This window comes from Haemophilus influenzae (genome assembly GCF_001457655.1).
GTDB lineage: Bacteria > Pseudomonadota > Gammaproteobacteria > Enterobacterales > Pasteurellaceae > Haemophilus > Haemophilus influenzae.
This window is the reverse complement of record NZ_LN831035.1, coordinates 1,370,787-1,396,971: the sequence shown is the minus strand read 5'-3', so window position 1 is coordinate 1,396,971 and position 26,185 is coordinate 1,370,787. Positions and strand designations below refer to the sequence as shown.

Annotated in this window: 20 protein-coding genes; 8 read left to right on the top strand and 12 right to left on the bottom strand. The window is 38.0% G+C overall.

Translation table 11 applies throughout. The features are described from left to right. Positions 1–3: 3 nt before the first annotated feature. From glgX to rng, 6 genes are all read right to left on the bottom strand, one after another. The gene (gene glgX / locus AT683_RS06860) at positions 4–1,980 is read right to left on the bottom strand and encodes a glycogen debranching protein GlgX (protein WP_058222218.1); all 1,977 of its coding nucleotides are present in this window, start codon (positions 1,978–1,980) and stop codon (positions 4–6) included. A gap of 98 nt (positions 1,981–2,078) precedes the next feature. Further along, positions 2,079–4,271: a 1,4-alpha-glucan branching protein GlgB gene (gene glgB, locus AT683_RS06855; RefSeq protein ID WP_011272644.1), complete on the bottom strand. Its 2,193-nt coding sequence runs from the start codon at positions 4,269–4,271 to the stop codon at positions 2,079–2,081. A 9-nt stretch (positions 4,272–4,280) separates the two neighbouring features. Then, on the bottom strand, positions 4,281–6,371 hold the full coding sequence (malQ, locus tag AT683_RS06850; protein ID WP_038441122.1) for a 4-alpha-glucanotransferase: 2,091 nt from the start codon (positions 6,369–6,371) through the stop codon (positions 4,281–4,283). A 70-nt stretch (positions 6,372–6,441) separates the two neighbouring features. Continuing rightward, positions 6,442–6,894: a YcgN family cysteine cluster protein gene (locus AT683_RS06845; RefSeq protein ID WP_005656793.1), complete on the bottom strand. Its 453-nt coding sequence runs from the start codon at positions 6,892–6,894 to the stop codon at positions 6,442–6,444. 77 nt (positions 6,895–6,971) lie between these two features. Then, a complete protein-coding gene (glnS, locus tag AT683_RS06840) occupies positions 6,972–8,639 on the bottom strand; it encodes a glutamine--tRNA ligase (RefSeq protein WP_038441120.1) in 1,668 nt (555 codons plus the stop codon). 419 nt (positions 8,640–9,058) lie between these two features. After that, entirely contained in the window at positions 9,059–10,534 is a 1,476-nt protein-coding gene (rng, locus tag AT683_RS06835; protein ID WP_005694007.1) for a ribonuclease G, read from the bottom strand. Positions 10,535–10,649: 115 nt separating this feature from the next. Between rng and putP the strand changes: the two genes are divergently transcribed. Beyond that, complete coding sequence (gene putP / locus AT683_RS06830; protein WP_011272648.1) at positions 10,650–12,164, top strand: sodium/proline symporter PutP; 1,515 nt, start codon at positions 10,650–10,652, stop codon at positions 12,162–12,164. Further along, the gene (gene cmoB / locus AT683_RS06825) at positions 12,161–13,126 is read left to right on the top strand and encodes a tRNA 5-methoxyuridine(34)/uridine 5-oxyacetic acid(34) synthase CmoB (RefSeq protein ID WP_011272649.1); all 966 of its coding nucleotides are present in this window, start codon (positions 12,161–12,163) and stop codon (positions 13,124–13,126) included. The genes putP and cmoB overlap by 4 nt, the downstream gene beginning before the upstream one ends. A 42-nt stretch (positions 13,127–13,168) precedes the next feature. On the opposite strand, the gene cdd is transcribed toward cmoB, so the two are convergent. Continuing rightward, positions 13,169–14,047, bottom strand: a complete 879-nt coding sequence (gene cdd / locus AT683_RS06820) for a cytidine deaminase (RefSeq protein ID WP_005650690.1) — start codon at positions 14,045–14,047, stop codon at positions 13,169–13,171. A gap of 273 nt (positions 14,048–14,320) precedes the next feature. On the opposite strand from cdd, the gene AT683_RS06815 reads away from it, so the two are divergent. After that, positions 14,321–14,803 carry a Dps family protein gene (locus AT683_RS06815; protein WP_005650692.1) on the top strand — a complete coding sequence of 161 codons (483 nt, stop codon included), beginning with the start codon at positions 14,321–14,323 and terminating at the stop codon, positions 14,801–14,803. 571 nt (positions 14,804–15,374) lie between these two features. Here the strand turns inward: AT683_RS06815 and pepT are convergent. Then, positions 15,375–16,613: a peptidase T gene (gene pepT, locus AT683_RS06810; protein ID WP_038441117.1), complete on the bottom strand. Its 1,239-nt coding sequence runs from the start codon at positions 16,611–16,613 to the stop codon at positions 15,375–15,377. A gap of 296 nt (positions 16,614–16,909) precedes the next feature. Here pepT and potA point away from each other — a divergent pair, with 296 nt between their 5' ends. From potA to AT683_RS06790, 4 genes are all read left to right on the top strand, one after another. Beyond that, complete coding sequence (gene potA, locus AT683_RS06805; protein ID WP_005650696.1) at positions 16,910–18,028, top strand: spermidine/putrescine ABC transporter ATP-binding protein PotA; 1,119 nt, start codon at positions 16,910–16,912, stop codon at positions 18,026–18,028. Next, the gene (potB, locus tag AT683_RS06800; RefSeq protein WP_005650698.1) at positions 18,012–18,872 is read left to right on the top strand and encodes a spermidine/putrescine ABC transporter permease PotB; all 861 of its coding nucleotides are present in this window, start codon (positions 18,012–18,014) and stop codon (positions 18,870–18,872) included. Before potA ends, potB begins: the two co-directional genes overlap by 17 nt. Beyond that, a complete protein-coding gene (gene potC / locus AT683_RS06795) occupies positions 18,872–19,642 on the top strand; it encodes a spermidine/putrescine ABC transporter permease PotC (RefSeq protein WP_038441113.1) in 771 nt (256 codons plus the stop codon). Before potB ends, potC begins: the two co-directional genes overlap by 1 nt. Before the next feature lie 130 nt (positions 19,643–19,772). Then, the gene (locus AT683_RS06790) at positions 19,773–20,855 is read left to right on the top strand and encodes an extracellular solute-binding protein (RefSeq protein WP_044364263.1); all 1,083 of its coding nucleotides are present in this window, start codon (positions 19,773–19,775) and stop codon (positions 20,853–20,855) included. Between the two features lie 80 nt (positions 20,856–20,935). On the opposite strand, the gene AT683_RS06785 is transcribed toward AT683_RS06790, so the two are convergent. From AT683_RS06785 to AT683_RS06770, 4 genes are all read right to left on the bottom strand, one after another. Continuing rightward, positions 20,936–22,879, bottom strand: coding sequence for an ABC transporter ATP-binding protein (locus tag AT683_RS06785; protein ID WP_044364264.1), 1,944 nt, complete (start codon positions 22,877–22,879; stop codon positions 20,936–20,938). Positions 22,880–22,972: 93 nt separating this feature from the next. Next, the gene (locus tag AT683_RS06780; RefSeq protein WP_050845981.1) at positions 22,973–24,358 is read right to left on the bottom strand and encodes an anti-phage deoxyguanosine triphosphatase; all 1,386 of its coding nucleotides are present in this window, start codon (positions 24,356–24,358) and stop codon (positions 22,973–22,975) included. A 92-nt stretch (positions 24,359–24,450) separates the two neighbouring features. Next, positions 24,451–25,146 (bottom strand): CidB/LrgB family autolysis modulator, encoded by a 696-nt coding sequence (locus AT683_RS06775; RefSeq protein WP_005657449.1) that lies wholly within the window; start codon positions 25,144–25,146, stop codon positions 24,451–24,453. Between the two features lie 18 nt (positions 25,147–25,164). Further along, on the bottom strand, positions 25,165–25,587 hold the full coding sequence (locus AT683_RS06770) for a CidA/LrgA family protein (RefSeq protein WP_005650310.1): 423 nt from the start codon (positions 25,585–25,587) through the stop codon (positions 25,165–25,167). A gap of 114 nt (positions 25,588–25,701) precedes the next feature. Here AT683_RS06770 and AT683_RS06765 point away from each other — a divergent pair, with 114 nt between their 5' ends. Further along, positions 25,702–26,184, top strand: coding sequence for a thermonuclease family protein (locus AT683_RS06765; protein ID WP_005694472.1), 483 nt, complete (start codon positions 25,702–25,704; stop codon positions 26,182–26,184). The last annotated feature ends 1 nt before the right edge of the window (position 26,185 follow it).

The window sequence follows — 26,185 nt, the reverse complement described above, 5'->3', positions numbered from 1 at the left end:
TTGTTATTCGTCATTCAGCATACAAAAGCCCATTGAACTAAGTTCGGCTTGTTCTTCAAGGGTTACATTATGTGTGCCGATTTGGGGCTTCCATTTCCCATTAGGCAAGTGAAACACCTGACCTTCGGCTTTGGCATTAATCAACAAAAGCCAACGATTGTCTAAAACCACCTGTAATGCTTTGGTTTGTTGATTTTGCCAATCTTCAACTGTCATCGGTTCGCCTGCAATGTTAAGCCATTGCACATTCTCATCCGACCACCATTGATCTTGGTTTAAACTGCCCATTCTTTTGCGGAGTGCGATCGTTTGCTTGGTCAGTTCAAATAATTCTTCGTTAAAATTTGCCCATTTCAGCCAAGTAATCTCGTTATCTTGGCAATAAGCATTATTGTTACCATATTGAGTGTTGCCGAACTCATCGCCCGCCAAAAGCATAGGTGCGCCATTCGCCAGCAATAAACTCATTAATAATCCACTTTGTGCAAAAGTGCGGTTATTTTCCACCGCACTTTTTTGCGGTTCAGAAAGGGATTCTGTAGAACCTTCTACTCCGTGGTTGTAACTGTAATTTTCGTTTCTGCCGTCGTGATTTTCTTCGCCGTTCGCTTCATTATGTTTTTGGTTGTAACTCACTAAATCTTTAAGCGTAAAACCATCGTGAGCGGTAATAAAATTAAGTGTAGTATGTGGCAAGCGGTCATTTTTCTTAAATAAATCGATAGAGCCTGCAAAACGTTCTGCAAATGCACCGATTTCGCCACTTTTCCATAGCCAGAAACGGCAGAGATCATCACGGAATCGGTCGTTCCATTCGGCAAAATAACTTGGGAAATTGCCGACTTGATAACCGTAATGTCCAATATCCCAAGGCTCGGCAATCAATTTAATATTTTGTAAACTTGGCTCATTTTTTATGTCAGTAAAAAGCTGAGCTGACGAATTAAAATCTGGTGTATCACGACCAAGCACGGAGGCTAAATCAAAACGGAAACCATCAATGTGGCATTGCTCCACCCAATAACGCAGGCAATCCACCACCCACTTTCGCCCTACATCAGAGGATAAATTGAGCATATTGCCGCAGCCTGTCCAATTGATATAACGCCCTTGATCGTTGCGCCAATAGTAAGTTTGATCATCAATACCACGCTGGCAGAATGTTGGGTAAGTTTGCTCTGATTCTGCAGAATGGTTAAACACCACATCTAAGATAACTTCAATACCCTCATTGTGAAACGCCTTTACCATCGCTTTAAATTCAGCTAATGGATTATTTGTTGCCGCATATTTAGGTTCCACCGCAAACATCGCTAAGGGATTGTATCCCCAATAATTTTGTAAGCCTCGTGCCTGTAAGTGCGGTTCATTTATATGGAAATTTACAGGCAGCAACTCCACCGCAGTTACGCCTAATTCTTTCAAATACGCCAAATTCACAGGATGTGCTAATCCAGTATAAGTACCACGCAACGCCGCAGGGATTTTCTCGTTTAACTGGCTAAACCCTTTAACGTGTAATTCATACACAATGGTTTCAGCCCAAGGCGTATTGGGTAAAGTATCATTTTCCCAATTAAAATCTTCCGAAATCACAACCGCTCTTGGGGCAAGATGCGCGTTGTCGCGATTATCCGAAAGCAAGAACCAAGAACAACTTTCTTCGCTACTTAAATCAGGTTTACCATTTACGGCTTTCGCATAGGGATCGAGCATTAATTTATTCGGGTTGGCAAATTCGCCGTGAATACGAAATCCATATTCCGTACCAGTTTTCACGCCAGTTACCGCCAAATGCCACACATTTTTAGTACGCACCATCGGCAAGCGTGTTTCTTGATTTTGTTCGTCAAAAAGGCAAAGTTCTACGCCTATTGCCGCAGCGGAAAACAGGGCGAAATTGGTAATTTGCACGTTGTTTTCGACCGCTTGTGAGTATCCCATTGGAATAGGATTGCCGTTGTTGTAGATTTTGAACATATTTTTATCGCTTTTGTAGGGGCAAATGACATTTGCCCAAAAACATCGGTGGTTTATCAGGGCGAATGTAATTCGCCCCTACAATTTATCTATTCGGATTATTTCGCCTTCAATCTCAAATAAACTGTTGCTAACGGCGGAATGGACACTGAAATCGAATTTTCTCGTCCGTGGCTTTCGATTTTTTCACTTGCGACACAACCAAAATTGCCCACGTTTGAACCTTCGTAATACATCGAATCGGTATTTAAAATTTCTTCGTATTTTCCTGCAACATTCACGCCGATGCGGTAATTGTGGCGAGGCACAGGGGTAAAGTTACTGACGACAATAATACGTTCTCCGTTTGAACTGCGACGTTCAAAGGCGAACACAGAATTTGCCGCATCATCAACGACAAGCCAATCGAAACCCTCTGGGGAGTTGTCGAGCTCAAAGAGCGGTCGATTTTTTTGATAAATTTGATTGAGGTCTTTAACCAGCTTCAATACGCCTTTGTGCCAACCTCCGCCAATATTTTCATCAAGCAAGAACCAGTCCAAACTTTCTTCATAATTCCACTCACGACCTTGGGCAAATTCATTCCCCATAAAGAGCAATTTTTTGCCTGGGTAGCCCCACATATAACCGTAATATGCACGCAAGTTAGCGAATTTTTGCCACGTATCGCCTGGCATCTTGCCAAGAAGTGAATATTTACCGTGAACCACTTCATCGTGAGAAAGTGGTAGAACAAAATTTTCGCTGTATTGATATACCATTCCAAAGGTCATTTTGTTGTGATGATATTGGCGGTAAATGGGGTCAAGCTTCATATAAGCCAGTGTATCGTTCATCCAGCCCATATTCCATTTGAAATTGAAGCCCAAGCCGCCGTCTTCGCTTGGGTGGGTTACGCCTGCAAAAGAGGTAGATTCCTCCGCAATAGAAATTGCTCCCGCCATTTCGCTGTGAATTTTCCAGTTGGTGTGTTTTAAAAACTCAATGGCTTCTAAATTTTCACGTCCGCCGTATTGGTTTGGAATCCACTCGCCCTCCGCACGGCTGTAATCGCGGTAGATCATTGAAGCCACAGCATCCATGCGAATACCATCTACGCCAAAGCGTTCAAGCCAGTAAAGGGCATTGCTGGACAGGAAATTTTTCACTTCGTTGCGTCCATAGTTATAAATCAAGGTATTCCAATCTTGATGATAGCCTTCGCGAGGGTCTTCATGTTCATACAAGGCTGTGCCATCAAATGCGACTAAACCATGGGTATCACTTGGGAAATGCCCTGGCACCCAATCTAAAATCACGTTGATGCCTGCTTCGTGAGCACGTTTTACTAAACGGCGAAATGCCTCAGGTGAGCCAAAACGACTGGTTGGCGAATAAAGCCCAAGTGGTTGATAGCCCCAAGAACCATCAAACGGAAATTCAGAAAGCGGTAAAAATTCTATATGGGTAAAGCCCATCTCTTTTACATAAGGAATTAATTCATCAGCAATTTGATCGTAATCTAGCCAAAAATTGTTTTCTAAATTACGACGCCAAGATCCTAAATGCACTTCATAAATAGAAATCGGTTGATTTGCTTGATTTGCTTGACGACGTTGTTCCGTCATTTCCACCACATTTGGTAATGCACTAATTTGTGAAGCTGTATCAGGGCGAAGTTGCGAACTAAAGGCATAAGGATCCGCTTTCAAACGAAGATTGCCATAGCAATCAATCAATTCAAATTTATAGAGCTGACCAAGGCTGGCTTTCGGCAGGAATAATTCCCACACACCGCTTTTCGGGTGGAAACGCATCGGGTGGCGGCGACCATCCCAATAGTTGAAATCGCCTACAATAGAAACTCGTCTTGCATTAGGTGCCCACAAGCGGAAATTCACCCCGCTCACACCATCACATTCCATAAAATGTGCACCAAGCACTTCATATGGGCGAAGCATAGATCCTTCAGAAAGTAGCCATTGTTCTAAATCGTCAATCATTGGATGAAAACGATAAGGATCTTCGATAATTTGTGCTTCATTACCCCAAAAAACCTGTAATTGATAAGCAAAAAATTGACGACAATTTGGAATAACACCAACAAAAAATCCACGCTCATCGACACAATCCAGTTCCGTTATTTCTTTACCACTTTCACGCTCAATCACCACCATTCGATTGGCATCTGGCAATAACGTACGGATTTCAATTCCTTGCTCGGTTTCGTGCATACCAAGCGTAGCAAAAGGATCACCATTGCTCGCATCAAAAAAACCATCAATAGTTGCTTGTGTTACTGCGGTTGTCATATTTACTCCTTATACATTTCGCCCTTGGTTAATTTGCACAAAGAACGTTTTTAAAGCTTCATTGCTAAAAATAAACGCTAACGGTTGAGCAAGTTTCTTGCACCAGTTTGGGTATTCATTTGAGGTGCCCGGTAAATTAGAACTGATTTCTTGGCTAAGTAAATTTTCTAATTGCACACCAATCAATCGGCTGTTACTTTCCGCTAAATAATAATGGATCATTCGATTTAAATAATCGTGCATCGCCATAGAAAGTGCATCACCTTCATAATGCGGCGGTAAATAATTATCACGATGTAAACTATTTAATAAGGCTTGTTTATCCATAACACGTTGATCATATTTTTGCTTGAGCACTTCCCCATTCAGAATACCGAGTTGATTAAATAATTCTAAATCACGGCAATGCCAAAAACTTTGTAATGAGGGAACATCATGTGTACCAATAGTGGCATAAGCATTTCGAGGATAATCAGATATACGAGGAAATTCGCCATTTCGTTGGGCAAAATACAATACAAAATAAGAGAAAATTTGAAACTCGTTTAATTTCCACCGCACTTCATCAGGCACAGTGCCGAGATCTTCACCAATAATCAAACATTCATTGCGTACACTTTCAATGGCAAGAATCGCCATTAATTCATCAAAAGGATAATGCACATAAGCACCGTCAGCCGCGGTTTTTCCTTTTGGAATCCACCACAAACGGAATAAGCCCATAACATGATCGATGCGTAGCACACCGAAATATTGCATATTGGCACGTAGCATATCGATAAATGGTGTAAAGCCACGTGCTTTTAGCACTGTTGGATTATAAGGTGGCAAATTCCAATTTTGCCCGACTGGGCCTAACGGATCAGGTGGCGCACCAATAGAGGCATTTACACAATATAAATCAGGATCGCTCCATACATCAGCACTGCCACGAGAACTATTTACGGCTAAATCGCCATAAATACCCAACTTCATGCCAGACTGTTTACAAAGATTTTGTAATGCGGAAAGTTGTTCTTCTGTAAGCCATTGCAACCAAGCAAAAAATTGGATTTGCTCATGGTGTATTTTTAATAGGGCTTTTCTTTTTGCCGCACTTAAATGCTGCCATTCCTTACGCCAGCCAAGCCAACCAATGGTATTTTCTTCTGCTTGATGGTCAGCGTGTTCTTGTAAATCCAAGACATTAAATAAGCCCTGTAACAACAAAGGTTCCCCTTTGCTTTTTAAATAATCAGCAAAGATTTTTCGACGTGTCACAATTTCAACGGATTGACTACGCTGAAAGAAATAAAACAGGGACTCAAGTGCGGTTAATTTTAAAGCCAAAATTGAAGAATAATCGACGCAATCACTTTCACGTAAAGCAGCAATTTTTGCTTTAATATCCTCACGCTTAAACCAATTTTGTACTGAACGGCAACGCTTAAATTCGGGTAAATCAGGAATGTCCAAATATAAGAAATTCAACCAACGACGAGAGGATGAACTATAAGGACTAGCCCAATTTGGCACAGCAGGATATGGCAAATGTAATGGATTAATTCCCACATAATCCGCCCCTTGTTTTGCACTTTGTTCAATCAAAGCAGCCAAATCGCCAAAATCGCCAATCCCCCAGTTTTGTTCTGAGCGTAAACTGTAAAGTTGCACATTCACGCCCCACACTTTTTTATTTTTTAATACGGATGGTTGAAAAGCTGTTTTAGGAGAAATAAGTAAACGAACGCGATACTGTTCAGTGTCAGAAAAAATAGATAATTGATAATAGCCAAAAGGAAGTGGAGGCAAAGAAAGTGCGGATAAATTTGAAAGTATTTTTTCTAACAGAATAGCATTAGATTCATCAATCAGCTGATAACGATATTCCGCAGATGGTGGGAGATCTAGACGATTGAGTCGATAATCAATCGGTTCATTTTCAAATGCAGCCAGTACATCGTCAAACTGTCCTTTCGCTTTTGGCGGAGGCTGCAAAAGCTCAACAAAAGTTAAAACCGTCTTTTCATCCGCAAAAATAAGATGCCCATCAATATCATAGTGAGAAAGCGCGATACCGCATTTTTCTGCTTTTTGTTTGAGAGAATCCGAGATTTGCATAGACACCACATGACAACTGTATAACTATTGTTAGGGATTATAGCTAAGCTGAAATTGATGACAACTGGCTTTATTTAAAAGTGTGATCTTCGTCAATAATAAATTCAAACCAATCAATCACATCGCGTTCGTGGATACCATTTTTAATCAAAATATCCGCATTTTTTACAGAATGGGGAGAGCCAGAAATAAGCGGATGCCATTCAGGTAGTGTTTTTCCTTCATAAAGCAAACGATAGGCGCAAGTATCAGGCAGCCAATGAAAATCAGGTAAATTCTTTTTGGTGAGTTTGGTGCAATCGGTTTCAATGTTAAAACGCTCTGAATAATTACCGCACTTTCCTGTTTCCACATCTAAAAGATTACAAGCAATTCGGGTGTAATAGAGTTTTTGGCGTTTACTTCGCCCTTGAATATATTTGCGATAACAGCATTTGCCGCAGCCATCACATAAGGCTTCCCATTCAGATTCAGTCATTTCAAGCAGGGATTTTGTTTGCCAGAAATTGGGTTCAAGTTGCATATTGGATTGCATAGTTGATACAAATAAAAAGTGCGGTCAAAATCACATTTATTTTGACCGCACTTGGTTAATTAAAATTAGAAGCCTTCTTTTAAGCTTACTGTTAAGTTAAATACCAAATGTTCAGGACGGCTATCTTTACTATCCGCACAGAAATAACCTTCACGTTCAAATTGATAACCTTTCTCTGCTTCTGCCGCAGCCAAGCTTTGCTCTACAAAACCTTGTTTTATCACTAAAGAATTTGGATTTAATACGCTTTCAATATCATCTTCAGCCCCTGGATTTGGCACGGTAAATAAGCGATCATACAAACGGAACTCAGCTGGATGATTATGCGTAGCAGAAACCCAGTGAATAACCCCTTTTACTTTGCGACCATCTGCTGGATTTTTACCTAAGGTTTCAGGATCATAAGTACAGAAAATCGTGGTGATTTCACCATTTGCATCTTTTTCGACACGTTCAGCTTTAATCACATAAGCGTTACGTAAACGCACTTCTTTGCCTAACACTAAGCGTTTATATTGTTTGTTTGCTTCTTCACGGAAGTCTGCTCGATCAATATAAAGCTCTTTAGTAAACGGCAATTGACGCTCGCCTAATTCTGGACGATTTGGATGATTTGGGGCAGTTAAAACTTCCACGCCTTCAAAGTTTTCAATTACCACACGAACAGGATCAATCACTGCCATTGCGCGTGGTGCGTTTTCGTTCAAATCCTCACGAATGCAGGCTTCAAGTGCAGAATATTCCACCACGTTATCTTGTTTCGTCACACCAATACGACGGCAGAATTCACGTAACGAAGCAGATGTATAACCACGACGGCGTAAACCTGAAATGGTTGGCATACGAGGATCATTCCAACCATCTACAATGCCGTCGTTTACTAATTTCAATAACTTACGTTTAGACGTCAATGTGCCTTCTAAATTTAAACGTGAGAATTCATATTGATGCGGTAATGGACGTTCAATACTAATATTTTCCAACACCCAGTCATATAAACGACGGTTATCTTGGAATTCTAATGTACAGATCGAGTGAGTAATACGCTCAATGGCATCAGAGATACAGTGAGTAAAATCGTACATTGGATAAATGCACCATTTTTCGCCTGTTTGATGATGGCTGGCAAATTTAATGCGATAAATTACAGGATCACGCATGACCATAAATGGCGATGCCATATCAATTTTTGCGCGTAAACTTGCTTTACCCTCGGCAAATTCGCCATTTTTCATTTTTTCAAATAAAGCTAAGTTTTCTTCAATAGTGCGGTCACGATATGGGCTGTTTTTACCTGCTTCAGTTAATGTGCCACGATATTCACGCATTTCATCTGGCGAAAGTTCATCCACATAAGCCAAGCCTTTTTTAATTAATTCAATGGCATAGCTATAAAGTGCATCGAAGTAATCAGACGCATAACGCGGTTCGCCTTCCCATTTAAAGCCTAACCATTCCACATCGGCTTTAATGGAATCTACATATTCCACATCTTCTTTCACTGGATTGGTGTCATCAAAACGTAGGTTACATAAACCTTGATATTCTTTTGCTAAGCCAAAGTTTAAGCAAATCGATTTGGCGTGACCAATATGCAAATAGCCATTCGGCTCTGGCGGAAAACGGGTATGAACGCTTTTATGTTTACCCGAAGCTAAATCTTCATCAATAATTTGGGTAATAAAATTGTGAGTGCGAGTATTTTCAGCACCCAAAGATGTCTCTGTCATCATTTTCTCTCGTTAAAATAAAAAAATGTTTGGCTATTCTATACAAATCTAAGGGAAAATAAAGGTTCATCTCTTGTTCTTGCCATAGAAATACTGGATTTAAATAAAAGATTGTAAAAACTTGCCATAAAAAACCGCCACGAAATTATCGTGGCGATGTATAAATGCAAAAAGTGCGGTAAGTTTTTTGGCAGTTTAGCTTACCAAACCCAGCCAGCCCCCATTTGATAGGAAATTTTGCTGTTTTTGCCTGCATTCACGGCGATACCGCTTTTTAATGTGATGTAGTGGAGGGAGGCGTATCAACTAAAGCTGCCTAATTTTACGTCATATAGATAAAATATAAAGGAAATATTGTTTTTATAAATAAAAAGTGCGGTGAAAGTCTCAAAAATTTTTACCGCACTTTATTGAAATAGAGTTTACATTACAACCACATCAAACTGTTCTTGGTTATAAAACTGTTCTGTTTTTACTTTTACTCGTTTTCCAATAAACATTTCCACTTCTGGCAGTAAACCGTGAGATTCTTCATTAATAAGATATTCTGAAACTGCTGGCGAGGCATAAACAACAAATTGTTCACTACTGAATAAATGATACACCCGAATAATTTCACGCATAATTTCGTAGCAAACTGTCTCAACAGTTTTCACCCGACCACGTCCATGACAAGTTGGACATTCATCGCATAGCACGTGTTCAAGGCTTTCGCGGGTTCTTTTACGAGTCATTTCTACAAGGCCTAATTGCGTAAAGCCATTCACATTAGTTTTCATACGATCTTTAGAAAGCGCATCACATAAAGATTGCAATACTCGATTGCGATGTTCATCTGTTTGCATATCAATAAAATCAATAATGATTATGCCACCAAGATTACGTAGTTGGAGTTGCTGTGCAATGGCTTTAGTTGCTTCAATATTGGTATTGAAGATGGTTTCTTCTAGATTACGATGCCCCACAAATGCGCCTGTATTAATATCAATGGTGGTCATGGCTTCTGTTTGCTCGATAATTAAATAGCCGCCCGATTTGAGATTAACACGTTTATCTAAGGCTGTTTGGATCGCATTTTCAACCCCGTACACATCAAAGATAGGTTGATTGCCAGAATAAAGAACAAGTTTATCGCTTAATTCAGGCATAAATTCATCGGTAAACTCTTTTACTTCGCCAAAGCAAAGTTTAGAGTCGATACGAATTTTTTCTAAGTTTGTGCCGATAAAATCGCGCAAAATACGTTGTGGAAGTGCTGGCTCGCCGTAAATTTTTGATTTGGTTGGGTACTTAGATTTACGTTCTAAAACTTTACGCCATAAGCGTTTTAAAAATTCAGCGTCTTGACGTAATTCTTCTTCGCTTGCCCCTTCTGTGGCGGTACGAATAATAAAACCGCCGAGTTCATCACAAAAAGGTTCAACTAATGCTTTTAAACGGGCGCGTTCTTCTTCGCTTTCAATGCGTTGTGAAACGCCTACGTGGCTATTTTCAGGCATAAAAACAAGATGACGCGATGGCAATGTGATATCCGTTGTTAAACGTGCACCTTTTGTACCTAGCGGCTCTTTCACCACTTGTACAACAATATCCTGCCCTTCTCGTACTAATTCTGAAATGCTCTTAACTTTAAATTGCTTTTGTTCATTTTCATCTACACATTCTGTATGGGATACAATGTCCGCAGCGTGTAAAAAAGCCGCTTTTTCCAAACCAATATCAACAAAAGCCGACTGCATTCCTGGTAACACTCGAGTGACACGACCTTTATAAATGTTTCCGACAATTCCTCGTTTAGCTTGGCGTTCAATATGCACTTCGCGCAACATTCCTGTTTCTACTAGCGCAATGCGTGTTTCGTTAGGCGTTACGTTCATCAATAACTCGACAGCATCCATTTTATATTCCTAATTTCTTAAATTTCATCAAATATTTAGTCTAAATAGAATAATAGCCCGAAATAAGGTAAAATGCACCCTTTCTGAAATTTTTAACCCATTTTGGACTTATATAATGTTTGGATTCGACCCAAGTCTTATTACTTTTACTATTTATATTTTCGGGATGTTGCTGATTGGCGTACTCGCCTATTATTACACGAATAATTTATCAGATTACATTCTCGGTGGACGTCGTTTAGGCAGTTTTGTTACTGCAATGTCTGCAGGTGCGTCAGATATGTCTGGTTGGCTTTTAATGGGCTTACCTGGTGCGGTATATTTATCAGGCTTAGTTGAAGGCTGGATTGCTATTGGTTTAACTATCGGGGCTTATTTTAACTGGCTTTTAGTGGCTGGTCGTTTGCGTGTTTATACAGAATTAAATAATAATGCGCTCACTCTCCCAGAATATTTTCACAATCGTTTTGGTTCATCACACAAATTATTAAAACTTGTTTCTGCCACTATTATTTTAGTGTTTTTTACTATTTATTGTGCTTCTGGTGTCGTGGCTGGCGCAAAATTATTCCAAAATATATTTTCTGTGGAATATTCCACCGCACTTTGGTACGGCGCAGCGGCAACCATTGCTTACACGTTCATCGGAGGTTTCCTTGCGGTAAGCTGGACAGATACCATTCAAGCCACATTAATGATTTTTGCATTAATTTTAACCCCTGTTTTTGTGTTATTGAGTTTCGCCGATACCGCTCAATTTTCCGCAGTACTAGAACAAGCTGAGGCTGCCGTAAATAAAGATTTCACGGATTTATTTACTTCTACCACACCACTTGGTTTATTAAGTCTTGCGGCTTGGGGATTAGGCTATTTCGGGCAACCGCATATTTTAGCACGCTTTATGGCTGCGGATTCTGTCAAATCACTTATCAAAGCACGCCGTATTAGTATGGGTTGGATGGTGCTTTGCTTAGCAGGCGCAATTGGCATTGGCTTATTCGCTATTCCGTATTTCTTTGCCAATCCAGCTATTGCAGGCACAGTCAATAATGAACCAGAGCAAGTATTTATTGAATTAGCTAAACTTTTATTTAATCCTTGGATCGCGGGCATATTACTTTCCGCTATTTTAGCCGCTGTAATGAGTACATTAAGTGCTCAATTATTAATTTCTTCAAGCTCAATCACAGAAGATTTCTACAAAGGTTTTATTCGCCCTAAGGCTTCAGAAAAAGAGCTCGTATGGCTTGGCAGAATAATGGTGTTAGTTATTGCCGCACTTGCTATCTGGATCGCACAAGATGAAAACAGCAAAGTATTAAAACTTGTAGAATTTGCTTGGGCTGGTTTTGGTAGTGCGTTTGGCCCTGTGGTACTTTTCTCTCTTTTCTGGAAACGAATGACATCATCGGGCGCAATGGCCGGTATGCTTGTAGGCGCAGTGACAGTATTTGCTTGGAAAGAAGTTGTTCCAGCTGATACTGATTGGTTTAAAGTATATGAAATGATCCCAGGCTTTGCTTTCGCCAGCCTTGCAATTATTGTTATTTCATTACTTTCCAATAAACCAGAACAAGATATTCTTAATACCTTTGATAAAGCAGAAAAGGCTTATAAGGAAGCAAAATGATCGACTTTCGCCCTTTTTATCAACAAATTGCTACTACAAATTTATCGGACTGGTTAGAAACCTTACCACTCCAATTGAAAGAATGGGAAACTCAAACTCATGGCGATTATGCGAAATGGAGCAAAATTGTTGATTTTCTACCAGATTTACATGCTGATGAAATCGATCTAAAAAGTGCGGTGAAATCTGACCGCACTTTTCCCCTTTCAGAAGGTGAAAAACAACGAATTATCCATCATTTAAAACAATTAATGCCGTGGCGAAAAGGACCTTATCATCTTTTCGGCATTCATGTAGATTGTGAATGGCGTTCAGATTTTAAATGGGATCGTGTTCTTCCTCATTTAGCTCCACTGCAAGGTCGCACTATTTTAGATGTGGGCTGTGGCAGCGGTTATCATATGTGGAGAATGGTAGGTGAAGGCGCAAAAATGGTGGTAGGGATTGATCCTACCGAGCTTTTCCTTTGCCAATTTGAAGCTGTACGCAAACTGCTTAATAATGATCGTCGAGCAAATCTTATCCCACTTGGTATTGAGCAAATGCAACCATTAGCGGCATTTGACACTGTATTTTCAATGGGCGTACTCTATCATCGTAAATCCCCATTAGATCATTTAAGCCAATTGAAAAATCAATTGGTAAAAGGTGGTGAATTGGTATTAGAAACATTAGTGGTGGATGGCGATGTAAATACTGTGCTCATACCAGCAGATCGCTATGCGAAAATGAAAAATGTTTATTTTATCCCCTCTGTCGCCGCACTAATTAACTGGCTAGAAAAAGTTGGCTTTACCAACGTACGTTGTGTGGATGTAGCGACAACTACATTAGAAGAACAGCGTAAAACTGATTGGTTGGAAAATGAAAGCCTGATTGATTTTTTAGATTCAAATGATCACAGTAAAACCATTGAAGGCTATCAAGCACCGAAAAGAGCGGTAATTTTAGCAAATAAATAAAAAAGGAAATTATTTCCTTTTTATTTTACTCGCGTTTCATATTTACAAAGAATAATACTCTAATTCTACTGAAGTTAATGTGGATAATAAGGTTTCAGCCATCGTTTTATGGCTCAATTTTAATGCTTTTTCAGCCATCACAATTCGCTCAATATCACTCAATTTTTTATCATTTAAATACGCAAAATTAAGTGCGGTTTGCAACGCTGGCAAACTCGGATTAAATGCGGCGTTTTCTGCATAACGTCCTGTCACCACATCACCATTTTTAAATAAAATCGCAATGCCGTGCGGACTATTTGAATAAGGACAATGAGATTGATTTGCCGCTAAAATAGCTTGATTAACCAAATCATCTTGATGATCAGCAACTAAATCATGATTTTCTTCCGCCAAAAGATGTGCTGCAATATCGAGATCTTTTGGCCCAAACGCATCCGGTAAATAAGAATGTAATGGATTATTTTGGCTATGCGGCAAATGAATTGAAATTTTTTCAGCACCGTGCAATTCATTCATAAATTGACGACAATGTCCGCACGGCGTGTAATTGACCACCATATCTGAAATACGGCGTTCATTACGCAACCAAGCGTGAGAAATTGCACTTTGTTCCGCGTGAATCGTTTGCTGAATGGCTGAATTAGCAAATTCTTGATTCGCGCCGAAATAAAAATCCCCTTGTTCGCCAATAGCAATTGCCCCCACATTAAAATGAGAAATAGCAGTATGACTATAACTTGCAGCAAGTGGCAACAAGTGCATAGCCAATTTTAGTGGGGTAAGTTCAAAATTATGACAAAGCTGCTGCACTTGGGAATAATTTAAAAAACCAGCCCAATTTTGTGAACGAAGTTCATTCACAATAGCTTGATTAAGTGCATCATCTTGTGGCAAGGTGCGCTTAATAAGTTCTTGCATAACATATCCTTAGAAAAAATATTAAAAATTATAACTGTACTTATTAAATCAAAATTTATTGTTAGCTGCGATAGTTTGATTAAATATTCATTAAAATTGTGATCTTGATCACTTATTTGATAGCTTCTATTTATTACAATTTCTTAACAAATAAGACTAAGGCTATCAATTATATTGAATAGAACAATTTCACTTCAAATTATAGAAAGGTATAATACCCATATCAAAGGGAGGGCATTAGCTCAATTATTCAACTAGAAAAAGGAAATTATTATGTCAAAAACATCAATCGGACTAGATAAAGTTCAATCAGCAGAATTAGCCGATAAACTTAACGAATTACTTGCAACCTACCAAGTTTTCTATACTAATGTGCGGGGCTACCACTGGAACATTAAAGGCGTAAACTTCTTTGCATTACACGCAAAATTTGAAGAAATTTATACTAATTTAGTTGCTAGAGTAGATGAGGTGGCTGAACGTATTTTAACTTTAGGTTACACACCAAATAATGCTTACAGCCAATACTTAAAAATATCTCGAATTAAAGAAGATATTGCAGTAAGTGAGGCACAAGAATGTTTATCAGGCACATTACAAGGTCTAAAAACATTACTAGATCAACAACGTGAAATTCTTGCTTTTGCAAATAACGCTAATGATGAAGGTACTGCATCACAAATGAGTGACTATATTAAAGAACAAGAAAAATTAGTATGGATGTTCCAAGCAGCGTGCCAAACTTGCCATAATTAATGAATAAATTTCAACGCTAACGAAAACTAACCTGCAATTAATCTAACTCAATAAAGTTAGATTAATTTAATTTGTCTAAGATTAAATTTGATCCAGCAAATTACCTCAAAAGTAAGAGTTTCCTATTTAGAATAAGAATGTCAAATTCAGTCTGAATAAAGGAAACTCTTATACCTATTATTCACAGTGATCTCTTTAAACTAATTTAGTTAATTTAGCCACTAAATTTAACGTTTTTTAAATCAGTAAATAAATCTATAGAAATAAATATTGTAGAGCGTTAAAAATTTTGATTATTAACTATTTTTTTAGTTGATAAAATATATTCTTGAGAATTTAGAGTTAAATTAATAGGATAAAAAATAATTTAAAATGAAGAAATATTAAATTTGTTAGCTATTTTATTATTTCTTGTCCAATTAGATAAAAAAAGCCCCTAAATAATTAGGGGCATTAAAAAGGAATTTATGAATAAAATCTCTAAAGTTTAGCTTCATCAAAGGAATCTCGATAAAACGCCACCATTATATTGAGTAATCTAAAGAATAGCAAGAAAAATCTTTACATTTCTTTACAAATCTTTACATTTCAGCATTTCGATAATTACTTGGACAGTATTTTCCATGCCTTGTAAAGAAACCAACTCGTGTTTACTATGGAAATTATAGCCGCCAGTAAAAATATTTGGGCATGCTAAACCTTTAGAGGCTAAAAATGCCCCATCTGTACCGCCTCGAATCGGCTTATGATTTGGTTTAATTCCCACCGCTTTCATTGCGCGATCAGCAAGTTCAATTGATTGAGGAACGTTTTTTACCACATCATACATATTTTGGTAGCTATCTTGAATTTCTAACTCTATAGGCTTTTTCAAACCTTTTTTAGCATTAAATTTTTCCACCTGATTTTTAATAAAAGCTTTTCTTTGTGCGAAATTCTGTTCGTCAAAATCACGAATCAAATAGGTAAGCTCTACTTGCTCAATATCGCCAGAAAAATCTTCTAAATGATAAAAGCCCGCTTTCCCATCGGTTTTTTCTGGTACTTCATCAACAGGAAAAACTTGCTGAAATTCACAAGCTAAAGTCAGCGCATTCAGCATTTTTCCTTTTGCATAACCTGTGTGAATATTTCGCCCGAAAAACCGCACTTTTGCCGTTGCAGCATTAAAGTTTTCGTATTCTAATTCCCCTACCTCTCCCCCATCAATGGTATATGCCCAATCACAGGAAAACTTTTCCATTGGGAAATAATGGATTCCCAAACCAATTTCTTCATCAGGCGTAAAAGCAACACGAATATTGCAATGGGGAATATTCTCTTTTTGAAGAATGGAAAGTGCGGTCATAATTTCTGCAATTCCTGCCTTATTATCCGCCCCAAGCAAAGTGGTTCCATCAGTAACAATAAGCGTTTGTCCGACTAATTTTTGCATAAAAGAATAATAAACAGGGCTAATAAATTCCTCGCCAATACCTAATGCAATATCTCCGCCACGATATTCTTCTATCACTTCTGGACGTACATTTTTACCACTACATTGCGGAGATGTATCAAGATGCTCAACTAAACCAATGGTTTTCGTTAAGTTAGGATCATTAGCGGGTAAAAATGCTGTTACCACTGCATATTTACTTACTTCAACATTCTCCAAACCAAGTTGGATTAATTCTTTTTGTAACTGCATGGCTAACTTCATTTGCCCAACAGAGCTGGGGGAATGCTTCGCATTAGGTTTTGATTGGGTGTGAAAAGACACATAATGTAAAAATCGTTCTAAAAGTTCTGCTTTATCTATTTGAGAAATCATATTCTCGCTCCTTTTAAAAATATCTTTTTTAGTTTAACGAGAAAAATAGAAAACATCTTGATATATAACAATATTTATAAAATTAACGAAGTAAAATTCATCGAAAGTGCGGTTAAATTTCTCGTTATTTTTATGAACGGCAGTTTTTTTACTTTCTAAGGTATTAAGTCCTTTTCATTATTAACAATTCACTATATCATAGGCGTCTATTTTTATATGTCGCCCCTGCAGTCTTGCAGGTTTTATTTCTACTCAGTACCAAATCATTGGTGAAATTAGGGAGAAAACCAAAGCTAGTGGAAAATCAGCCTCAAAACAAGCCTATTATTGAGCTTCGTTCAATCAAAAAATCCTATGGTTCTAACACCATTATTAACGATTTCAATCTTGCAATTAATAACGGTGAGTTTGTCACTATTCTTGGCCCTTCAGGCTGTGGTAAGACCACAGTTTTACGCTTACTTGCAGGCTTAGAAGAATTGGATTCAGGTAGCATTATTTTAGATGGTGAAGATATCACCAATGTGCCAGCGGAAAAACGTCATATTAATACGGTATTCCAAAGCTATGCGCTATTTCCACATATGACAATTTTTGAGAACGTGGCTTTCGGTTTGCGTATGCAAAAAGTACCAAACGAGGAAATTAAACCGCGTGTTTTAGAAGCCTTGCGTATGGTACAACTAGAAGAAATGGCTGATCGTAAGCCAACTCAACTTTCTGGCGGACAACAACAACGTATTGCTATCGCTCGTGCCGTAGTAAATAAACCAAAAGTGTTGTTACTTGATGAGTCTTTATCTGCATTGGATTACAAATTGCGTAAACAAATGCAACAAGAACTCAAAATGTTACAACGTCAGCTTGGCATTACCTTTATTTTTGTCACCCACGATCAAGAAGAAGCGATTACAATGTCTGATCGTATTGTATTATTGCGTAAAGGTAAAATCGCACAGGATGGTTCTCCACGTGAAATCTATGAAGATCCAGCTAACTTATTCGTTGCTCGTTTCATTGGCGAAATTAACGTATTTGAAGCCACTGTGATTGAACGAAAATCAGAACAAGTTGTACTGGCAAATGTTGAAGGTCGTATTTGTGATATTTATACGGATATGCCTGTGGAAAAAGATCAAAAACTTCAAGTACTCCTTCGCCCTGAAGATATTGTGATTGAAGAATTAGATGAAAATGAACATTCTAAAGCAATTATCGGTCATATTATTGACCGCACTTATAAAGGAATGACATTAGAATCAACGGTAGAGTTTGATCATAACGGAATGCGTGTCCTTGTAAGTGAATTCTTTAATGAAGATGATCCACATATGGATCATAGCATAGGACAACGCGTAGGTATCACATGGCACGAAGGCTGGGAGGTTGTACTCAACGATGAAGATAATCAATAATAAATTCCAGAAAATTACTGTTGCGATTATCTTCAGTTGGCTAATCTTCTTTGTGCTGATTCCAAACTTATTGGTACTTGCCGTAAGTTTTCTGACTCGAGATGGTAGCAACTTTTATGCATTCCCAATTACTATTGAAAACTATACAAACTTGTTTAATCCGCTTTATGCACAAGTTGTGTGGAATTCATTGTCTATGTCGGGCATCGCCACCATTATTTGCTTACTAATAGGTTATCCATTTGCTTTTATGATGAGTAAAATTCATCCTAAATATCGACCGCTCTTATTGTTCCTTGTGGTTTTACCATTTTGGACAAACTCGTTAATTCGTATTTATGGAATGAAAGTGTTTCTTGGCGTGAAAGGCATACTTAACACGATGTTAATTGATATGGGAATTTTGAGTGCGCCAATTCGTATTTTGAATACCGAAATTGCGGTAATCATTGGCTTAGTTTATTTACTATTGCCATTTATGATTTTGCCACTCTACTCTGCCATTGAAAAACTAGATAATCGTTTATTAGAAGCAGCACGAGATTTAGGAGCAAATACGTTCCAACGTTTCTTCCGAGTGATTTTACCATTGACTATGCCTGGTATTATCGCAGGTTGTTTATTGGTATTATTGCCAGCAATGGGAATGTTTTATGTAGCAGACCTACTCGGTGGAGCAAAAGTCTTGCTTGTTGGTAACGTAATTAAGAGCGAATTCTTAATTTCTCGTAACTGGCCATTTGGTTCTGCAGTCAGTATTGGTTTAACTGTTCTAATGGCATTGTTGATTTTCGTGTACTACCGCGCGAATAAACTATTGAATAAGAAAGTGGAGTTAGAATAATGAGTCGTTTACTACGTAATGCATTTATGTTTGTGGTATACGCTTATTTGTATATCCCAATTATTATTTTAGTCACTAATTCCTTTAACAAAGATCGTTATGGTTTGAGTTGGAAAGGTTTTAGCTGGAACTGGTACGAGCGTTTATTTAATAACGACACCTTAATACAAGCTGCGATTCATTCGGTAACTATTGCATTTTTTGCGGCTACCCTAGCTACTATTGTAGGTGGATTAACTGCAATCGCACTTTATCGCTATCGATTCCGCGGTAAACAAGCAGTAAGCGGTATGCTATTTATCGTTATGATGTCTCCAGATATTGTAATGGCAGTATCTTTACTTGCATTATTTATGGTTGTGGGTATTTCATTGGGCTTCTGGTCTTTACTACTTGCCCACGTAACTTTCTGTTTACCGTATGTGACCGTAACTATCTTCTCTCGCTTAAATGGCTTTGATTTCAGAATGTTAGAAGCGGCGAAAGACTTAGGTGCAAGCGAAGTGACTATTTTACGTAAAATTATCCTTCCTTTAGCATTACCTGCAGTTGTATCTGGTTGGTTATTAAGTTTCACTATTTCATTAGATGATGTTGTGGTTTCATCATTTGTCAGCGGTGTAAGTTATGAAATCTTACCATTGAGAATATTCTCTCTAGTGAAAACTGGTGTAACACCTGAAGTTAATGCTTTAGCAACGATTATGATCGTGCTTTCATTAGCTCTTGTCGTTTTAAGCCAGCTAATTACACGAAAAAATAACCATTAATTAACAAAAGGTTTCACAAACCTTTGAATTTAAAATAGAATACGCCTTGACGCACAATCAAGGCGTTTTTTTATGCCTGTCATTCGGCAGGTGGTTTTTTTACGACTCTTTAACAGGAGAACAAACAAAAATGAAAAAATTTGCAGGTTTAATTACTGCCAGCTTCGTAGCTGCAACTTTAACCGCTTGCAACGATAAAGATGCTAAGCAAGAAACTGCAAAAGCTACGGCTGCTGCTAATGACACTGTGTATCTCTACACTTGGACTGAATATGTACCAGATGGTCTTTTAGATGAGTTTACTAAAGAAACTGGCATCAAAGTTATCGTTTCAAGCCTAGAATCAAACGAAACAATGTACGCTAAACTCAAAACTCAAGGCGAGTCTGGTGGCTATGATGTTATCGCACCTTCTAACTACTTCGTTTCTAAAATGGCACGCGAAGGAATGTTAAAAGAACTTGATCACAGCAAATTACCTGTTCTTAAAGAATTAGATCCTGATTGGCTCAATAAACCTTATGATAAAGGTAACAAATACTCTCTTCCGCAACTTTTAGGTGCGCCGGGTATCGCATTCAATACCAACACTTACAAAGGCGAAGAATTCACTTCTTGGGCAGACTTATGGAAACCTGAATTTGCAAACAAAGTTCAATTATTAGACGATGCGCGTGAAGTATTCAACATCGCTTTATTGAAAATTGGTCAAGATCCAAATACTCAAGATCCAGCCATTATCAAACAAGCCTATGAAGAATTATTGAAATTACGTCCAAATGTACTTTCTTTCAATTCCGATAACCCAGCTAACTCGTTCATCTCAGGCGAAGTGGAAGTGGGTCAATTATGGAATGGTTCGGTACGTATTGCTAAAAAAGAAAAAGCACCTTTAAATATGGTATTCCCAAAAGAGGGTCCTGTACTTTGGGTTGATACTCTTGCAATTCCTGCAACAGCTAAAAATCCTGAAGGCGCACACAAGCTGATTAACTACATGTTAGGGAAAAAAACAGCTGAAAAATTAACCTTAGCTATCGGTTACCCAACCTCAAATATTGAAGCGAAAAAAGCATTACCAAAAGAAATCACTGAAGATCCAGCGATTTATCCGTCAGCTGATATATTAAAAAATAGTCACTGGCAAGATGACGTTGGCGATGCAATTCAATTCTATGAACAATATTATCAAGAATTAAAAGCAGCAAAATAATTGATCTATTAGCAAAGAATTAAAATCTGATTCTGTGCAATATTTCCTCTAAATAAAAACGCCCTTTCGGGCGTTATTTTTTAAGCTTTACCGTCAGTCAAATTTTTCTTTTCTTCCAATTCTTCCCAGCGTAAAAATGCTGTTTCTAATTCGGCTTCAGTATCCGCCAATTCTTTTAATTTAGCGTCGGTAATATCGTGAGCCTGTTGGAAAAATGCTGGATCGGCTATTTCAGCTTGAAGTACGGTGATTTTAGTTTCCAACTCTTCCAATAGTTGTGGAAGTTGTTCTAGCTCTCGTTGTTCTTTATAAGAAAGTTTCACGGATTTCGGCTTAGAAGTGCGGTCACTTTTCACCGCACTTTCTTCTTTTAGTGGTTCAGATTTCTTCGCTTTAGCCTGTTCTTCCACTGCTTTACTTGCCCAGAAATTGGCTTGTTGCTGTTTCGCATCAAAGAATCCTCCCACATACTTATTCAAACGCCCTTCACCTTCGAATAAATAACATTCTGTGGCAGTATTATCGATAAATTGACGGTCGTGGCTCACAATTAACAATGTGCCTTGATAATCAGTCAAAATTTCTTCTAAAAGCTCCAATGTTTCTACATCAAGGTCATTGGTTGGTTCGTCAAGAATCAATAAATTATTTGGTTTGAGTAATAATTTTGCGAGCAATAAACGATTTCGTTCTCCCCCCGATAAGGCTTTAACTGGGGTCATTGCACGTTTGGGTGGGAACAAGAAATCTTGCAAATACCCTAGTACATGGCGTTTTACACCATTGACTTCAATATCTTGTTTACCATCCGCCACATTATCCATTACGGTTTTTTCGGGATCTAAATCAGCACGGTATTGGTCAAAATAAGCAATCTCTAATTTAGTACCACAACGAATTTTGCCTGATGTTGGCTGAATTTCACCCAGCAATAATTTAATGAACGTGGTTTTCCCACAGCCATTTACCCCAACAAGTGCAATTTTGTCTCCACGTAAAATCGTTGTTGAAAAATCTTTTAACAAGGTTTTTCCTGCGATTTCATAGCTCACATCTTCCATTTCAAAGACAATTTTGCCAGAACGACTTGAGGTATCTAACTGTAATTTGGCTATTCCCATTACATCACGGCGTTGGCGGCGTTCCTCACGCATCGCTTTTAATGCTCGCACTCGCCCTTCATTTCTTGTGCGGCGAGCCTTGATACCTTGGCGAATCCATACTTCTTCCTGTGCTAGACGTTTATCAAATAATTCATTTTGCAAGGCTTCAACGCGTAGATTTTCTTCTTTCGTGGTTAAATATAAATCGTAATTGCCTAGATAAGACTGCAATTGACCGCGATCTAAATCCACAATGCGTGTTGCCATTTTGCGAATAAAAGAACGGTCATGGGAAATAAATACAATACTACCTTGGAAATCCAGTAAGAAATTTTCCAGCCATTCAATAGCTTCCACATCCAAGTGGTTAGTTGGTTCATCGAGTAATAACACATCAGGATCGCACACCAATGCACGTGCTAGTGCCGCTTTGCGTAACCAACCGCCCGAAAGTGCGGATAATTTTGTGTTTGGATTTAAACCTAGTTTTAACAATACTTCATTGATTTTATTTTCAAATCGCCAGCCATCAGCGTGTTCTAATTTAGCCTGAACTTGCTCTAATTGACTTAAAATTTGATCACTGTAATTTTCTTCCAATTGAACAGAAATATGATGATATTCTTTCAATAAATCCGTTAAATGCCCTACACCTTCTGCGACATAATCAAAAATATTGCCTTGTGCATTACGCGGTGGGTCTTGTTCTAAACGAGAAACCACAAGATCTTTTTCGTATTGGATTTTGCCATCATCCATAAGCACATCGCCTGCGATGATTTTCAATAAAGTTGATTTACCTGCGCCGTTACGCCCAACTAAACAAACACGTTCATTCGGTTCAATATGTAGTTCTGCGTGATCTAACAAAGGCACATCGCTAAAGGAAAGATATCCATTGGTTAAACTAATTAATGCCACAACTGCCCCATAAAAATTCAGTGAAAATTAACCGCACTATTCTATACGGTTTGCATAAAAAATCCCATCAATTCGATGGGATTCTCTCTTAAATCAAACTTGTTGATATACCCGCAATGCGTGTGCATCCGACATACCTGCAATATAATCGCAAATAATCCGCTTCTTCCTTTCTTCAGGGGCATTACGCCAACGATTTGCAGTATTTCTCGGTAATAAACGCTCTGGATCAGATTCAAAAATTTGGAACATTTCTGTTAGCATTCTCTGCCCTTTATATTCGATTCGTTGAGTATCCACATTGCGAATAACATAATCCCAAACAAATTTTTTAAATACACCAAGTGCAATAATCACTTCAGGTGACAACTCTGCGTTATAACGTAACAAAGGTTCATCAAAATTTGCCGTTAATTTCCACCGCACATTAGTAATAAAAAAGTTCACCAATGCACCAATGGCTTGTTTTCGTTCAAAATGTTTATCAGAGAAAAGTCGTTGGCTAATTGAATCAATATTTTCTTGCAACCAAGCTGAAGGAATTTGTTTCAATGCGGAATGTGCCGCTTGCCATTGATGAGGATTTACCACGCCAGTCACAATGGCATCTTCTAAATCATGTACGCCATAGGCAATATCATCTGCCAATTCCATAATGCTGCAATCCAAAGATTTAAAGCTCGTCTGTAAAAATTCCGCAGGATTTTCCCGCACTTTTTTAAATTGACAGAATAAAGTGCGGTCATTTTCAGAAAGATTTTCCAGCAACCAATTAAACATTTTTAAATCATCACGGAAAATGCCTTTTCCTGGAATCCAATCGTGAATACGCACAAAACGAGGATCAATATTGCGAGAAAAATTAAGTTCTGCATATTGAGGCGAAGCCACATCTAACAACGCAGGATATTTCACGACACCCAATAGTGTTCTACGCGTTAGATTCATCCCTGCATTTTCAGTATAAGGCTCAAGTTTCGTTAAAATTCTAAAGGTTTGCGCATTGCCTTCAAAACCGCCCTGCTCTGCCATCATATAATTTAATGCCGTTTCGCCACCATGCCCAAAAGGCGGATGCCCAATATCATGAGCAAAACACAAACTCTCAATAAGATCGTTACTCGGCAATAAAGGTTTTAATTGTTTTTGCAACTCGTTTTTATCAATATTTAATGTTTGCGAAAGGCTTTCAAAGGTTTCTAAAAATTTAAGTTGTGCAACGAGACTACTGCCAATCTGAGCGACTTCTAAAGAATGGGTTAAGCGAGTGCGATAAAAATCATTTTCGCCAATTGCGTGAATTTGAGTTTTCGCCTGTAAGCAACGAAAAGCAGCAGAATGTAAAATTCGCCCACGATCACGACGAAATGGTGGACGATTATCTTTTTCGCGTGGAGGATCAGGAAGAAAACGTTCTGTCCAAGAAGAATCAATGATAAGTGGTTTCATATCGCTTTGTTTTATTTCGTTTTTCTGCATTATCTAATCATTTAGCGCAAAAAACAACCGCACTTTATCTATAACAAACACAATCTAAAATGAATAAAGTGCGGTTGAATTTTTATTGATATTTAAACAAAGAAATAAATCAGCTTAAATACAAATGGTGCGAGAATAGAACTAATAATCCCACAAAGCACAAGAGAAATAGAACTGTAACTTCCCGCTGTTGGATTCGTTTCCATACAACTTACTGTACCGAGCGCGTGAGAAACCGAACCAACAGAAAGCCCAATAGCTTCTTGATGTTTAACACCCAATTTTTTTAATACAAGATAACCAAATATCGATCCTTGCAAACCTGCAACCACAACACCAACTGCAGTTACGGCAGGAATGCCGCCTAAATGACGGGAAACTTCCATCGCAATAGGCATTGTGATGGATTTAGGTAAAACCGTAGCGACCATTTCGGGCGTTGCGCCTAAAAGAAATGCTAAAAGCCCGCCACTTAACATCGCCAAAAAAGAGGCTATAACCACCGTTGAAAGAATAATTTTCCATTGTTTGGCAATTTGGCGAAGTTGTTCATAAAGAGGCAATGCGAGAGCAACGATACTCAAACCAAGTAAATTATTAATAGGTGCATTTCCTGCCATATAATCATCATAAGGAATCTTTCCTATCACTAAAATCGCCGCCAAAATTAATACTGTTAAAACAAAAGTATTAAAAATCATTGACTTCCAACGTTTGCTAATTTGTAGTGCGAGCCAAAACCCAAAAATTGTTAAAAATGTATAAAGATAAATAATGTACTGCTGCATATAAACTTTCCTAACATACTAATTCGCTTGTTTTACCTGATTTTCTCTACGTTTTATTACTTTTTTGCGTTTATGTGTAAAAGATTGCATCTGATACAAATAATGACCTAAAAATCCTATAACAAGTAAAGTGACACAAGTACTCACAATATTAGGAACAAGCAAAATATTAATTTGCTCTATCAATAAATCAGAATATTTGATAATTCCCACGCTCACTGGTACAAAAAGCACCGCCATAAAACGAATTAGCAAACTTGCGCCTAAATAAATCCAATTTAAATGAATCACTCGTGTTGTTAAACCTAAAAAGAGCAATAACAATCCCCAAATACTTCCTGGAACACCTGATGGAATGTAATAAGCAATAAGATTTCCGAGATATAACATAATAGATAAAATGACCAACGAACGAACTAATAAAAATAATTTTTGAATCATATACAACCTTTTCAACTATTTTCATAATATTTCAAAATTATTTTACGCTTTTTTTTGCTAACTTGAGCCATTTTTTCGGTAAAATAACCAGACTTAGATCAAAAACTTTGCAAAATGATAAATCGAAAAATACTATTGACGAGTTTATTACTTATTTTTACCGTACTTTCTGCTTGTTCTCGCGAAAAAAATACTTGTCGTGTGGTTAAAATTAGTGATGGCGATACGCTCACTTGCCTCACTAAAGGCAATAAATCCATTAAAGTTCGTTTAGCCGAAATTGATGCGCCAGAAAAATCTCAAGCCTTTGGGCAAAAATCGAAAAAAACCTTGTCTGATCTGGTTTATCAAAAAAATGTTCGCCTTGCGCGAAAAGGAAAAGATCGCTATCAACGCACCTTAGCGGTGGTTTATTATCAAAAACAAAATATTAATTTAGAAATGGTTAAACAGGGTATGGCATGGGCTTATAAGCAATATTCCCATGATCCGATTTATCTTCAAGCGCAAGAAAATGCACAAGCCAAAGGAATTGGTCTTTGGGCAGACAATAATCCGATTGAACCAAGTCAATGGCGCAGACAAGAGAAAAATTAAT

What these genes read in the sequence shown, in the direction of transcription:
- AT683_RS06790 (WP_044364263.1), top strand. Translation starts at nt 19,773, where the DNA reads ATGAAAAAATTTGCAGGTTTAATTACTGCCAGCTTCGTAGCTGCAACT.
- AT683_RS06845 (WP_005656793.1), bottom strand. Translation starts at nt 6,894, where the DNA reads ATGCAACTTGAACCCAATTTCTGGCAAACAAAATCCCTGCTTGAAATG.
- AT683_RS06765 (WP_005694472.1), top strand. Translation starts at nt 25,702, where the DNA reads ATGATAAATCGAAAAATACTATTGACGAGTTTATTACTTATTTTTACC.
- AT683_RS06770 (WP_005650310.1), bottom strand. Translation starts at nt 25,587, where the DNA reads ATGATTCAAAAATTATTTTTATTAGTTCGTTCGTTGGTCATTTTATCT.
- potC (WP_038441113.1), top strand. Translation starts at nt 18,872, where the DNA reads ATGAGTCGTTTACTACGTAATGCATTTATGTTTGTGGTATACGCTTAT.
- cmoB (WP_011272649.1), top strand. Translation starts at nt 12,161, where the DNA reads ATGATCGACTTTCGCCCTTTTTATCAACAAATTGCTACTACAAATTTA.
- glgB (WP_011272644.1), bottom strand. Translation starts at nt 4,271, where the DNA reads ATGACAACCGCAGTAACACAAGCAACTATTGATGGTTTTTTTGATGCG.
- AT683_RS06815 (WP_005650692.1), top strand. Translation starts at nt 14,321, where the DNA reads ATGTCAAAAACATCAATCGGACTAGATAAAGTTCAATCAGCAGAATTA.
- rng (WP_005694007.1), bottom strand. Translation starts at nt 10,534, where the DNA reads ATGGATGCTGTCGAGTTATTGATGAACGTAACGCCTAACGAAACACGC.
- pepT (WP_038441117.1), bottom strand. Translation starts at nt 16,613, where the DNA reads ATGATTTCTCAAATAGATAAAGCAGAACTTTTAGAACGATTTTTACAT.
- glnS (WP_038441120.1), bottom strand. Translation starts at nt 8,639, where the DNA reads ATGATGACAGAGACATCTTTGGGTGCTGAAAATACTCGCACTCACAAT.
- putP (WP_011272648.1), top strand. Translation starts at nt 10,650, where the DNA reads ATGTTTGGATTCGACCCAAGTCTTATTACTTTTACTATTTATATTTTC.
- AT683_RS06780 (WP_050845981.1), bottom strand. Translation starts at nt 24,358, where the DNA reads ATGCAGAAAAACGAAATAAAACAAAGCGATATGAAACCACTTATCATT.
- cdd (WP_005650690.1), bottom strand. Translation starts at nt 14,047, where the DNA reads ATGCAAGAACTTATTAAGCGCACCTTGCCACAAGATGATGCACTTAAT.
- AT683_RS06775 (WP_005657449.1), bottom strand. Translation starts at nt 25,146, where the DNA reads ATGCAGCAGTACATTATTTATCTTTATACATTTTTAACAATTTTTGGG.
- malQ (WP_038441122.1), bottom strand. Translation starts at nt 6,371, where the DNA reads ATGCAAATCTCGGATTCTCTCAAACAAAAAGCAGAAAAATGCGGTATC.
- glgX (WP_058222218.1), bottom strand. Translation starts at nt 1,980, where the DNA reads ATGTTCAAAATCTACAACAACGGCAATCCTATTCCAATGGGATACTCA.
- potB (WP_005650698.1), top strand. Translation starts at nt 18,012, where the DNA reads ATGAAGATAATCAATAATAAATTCCAGAAAATTACTGTTGCGATTATC.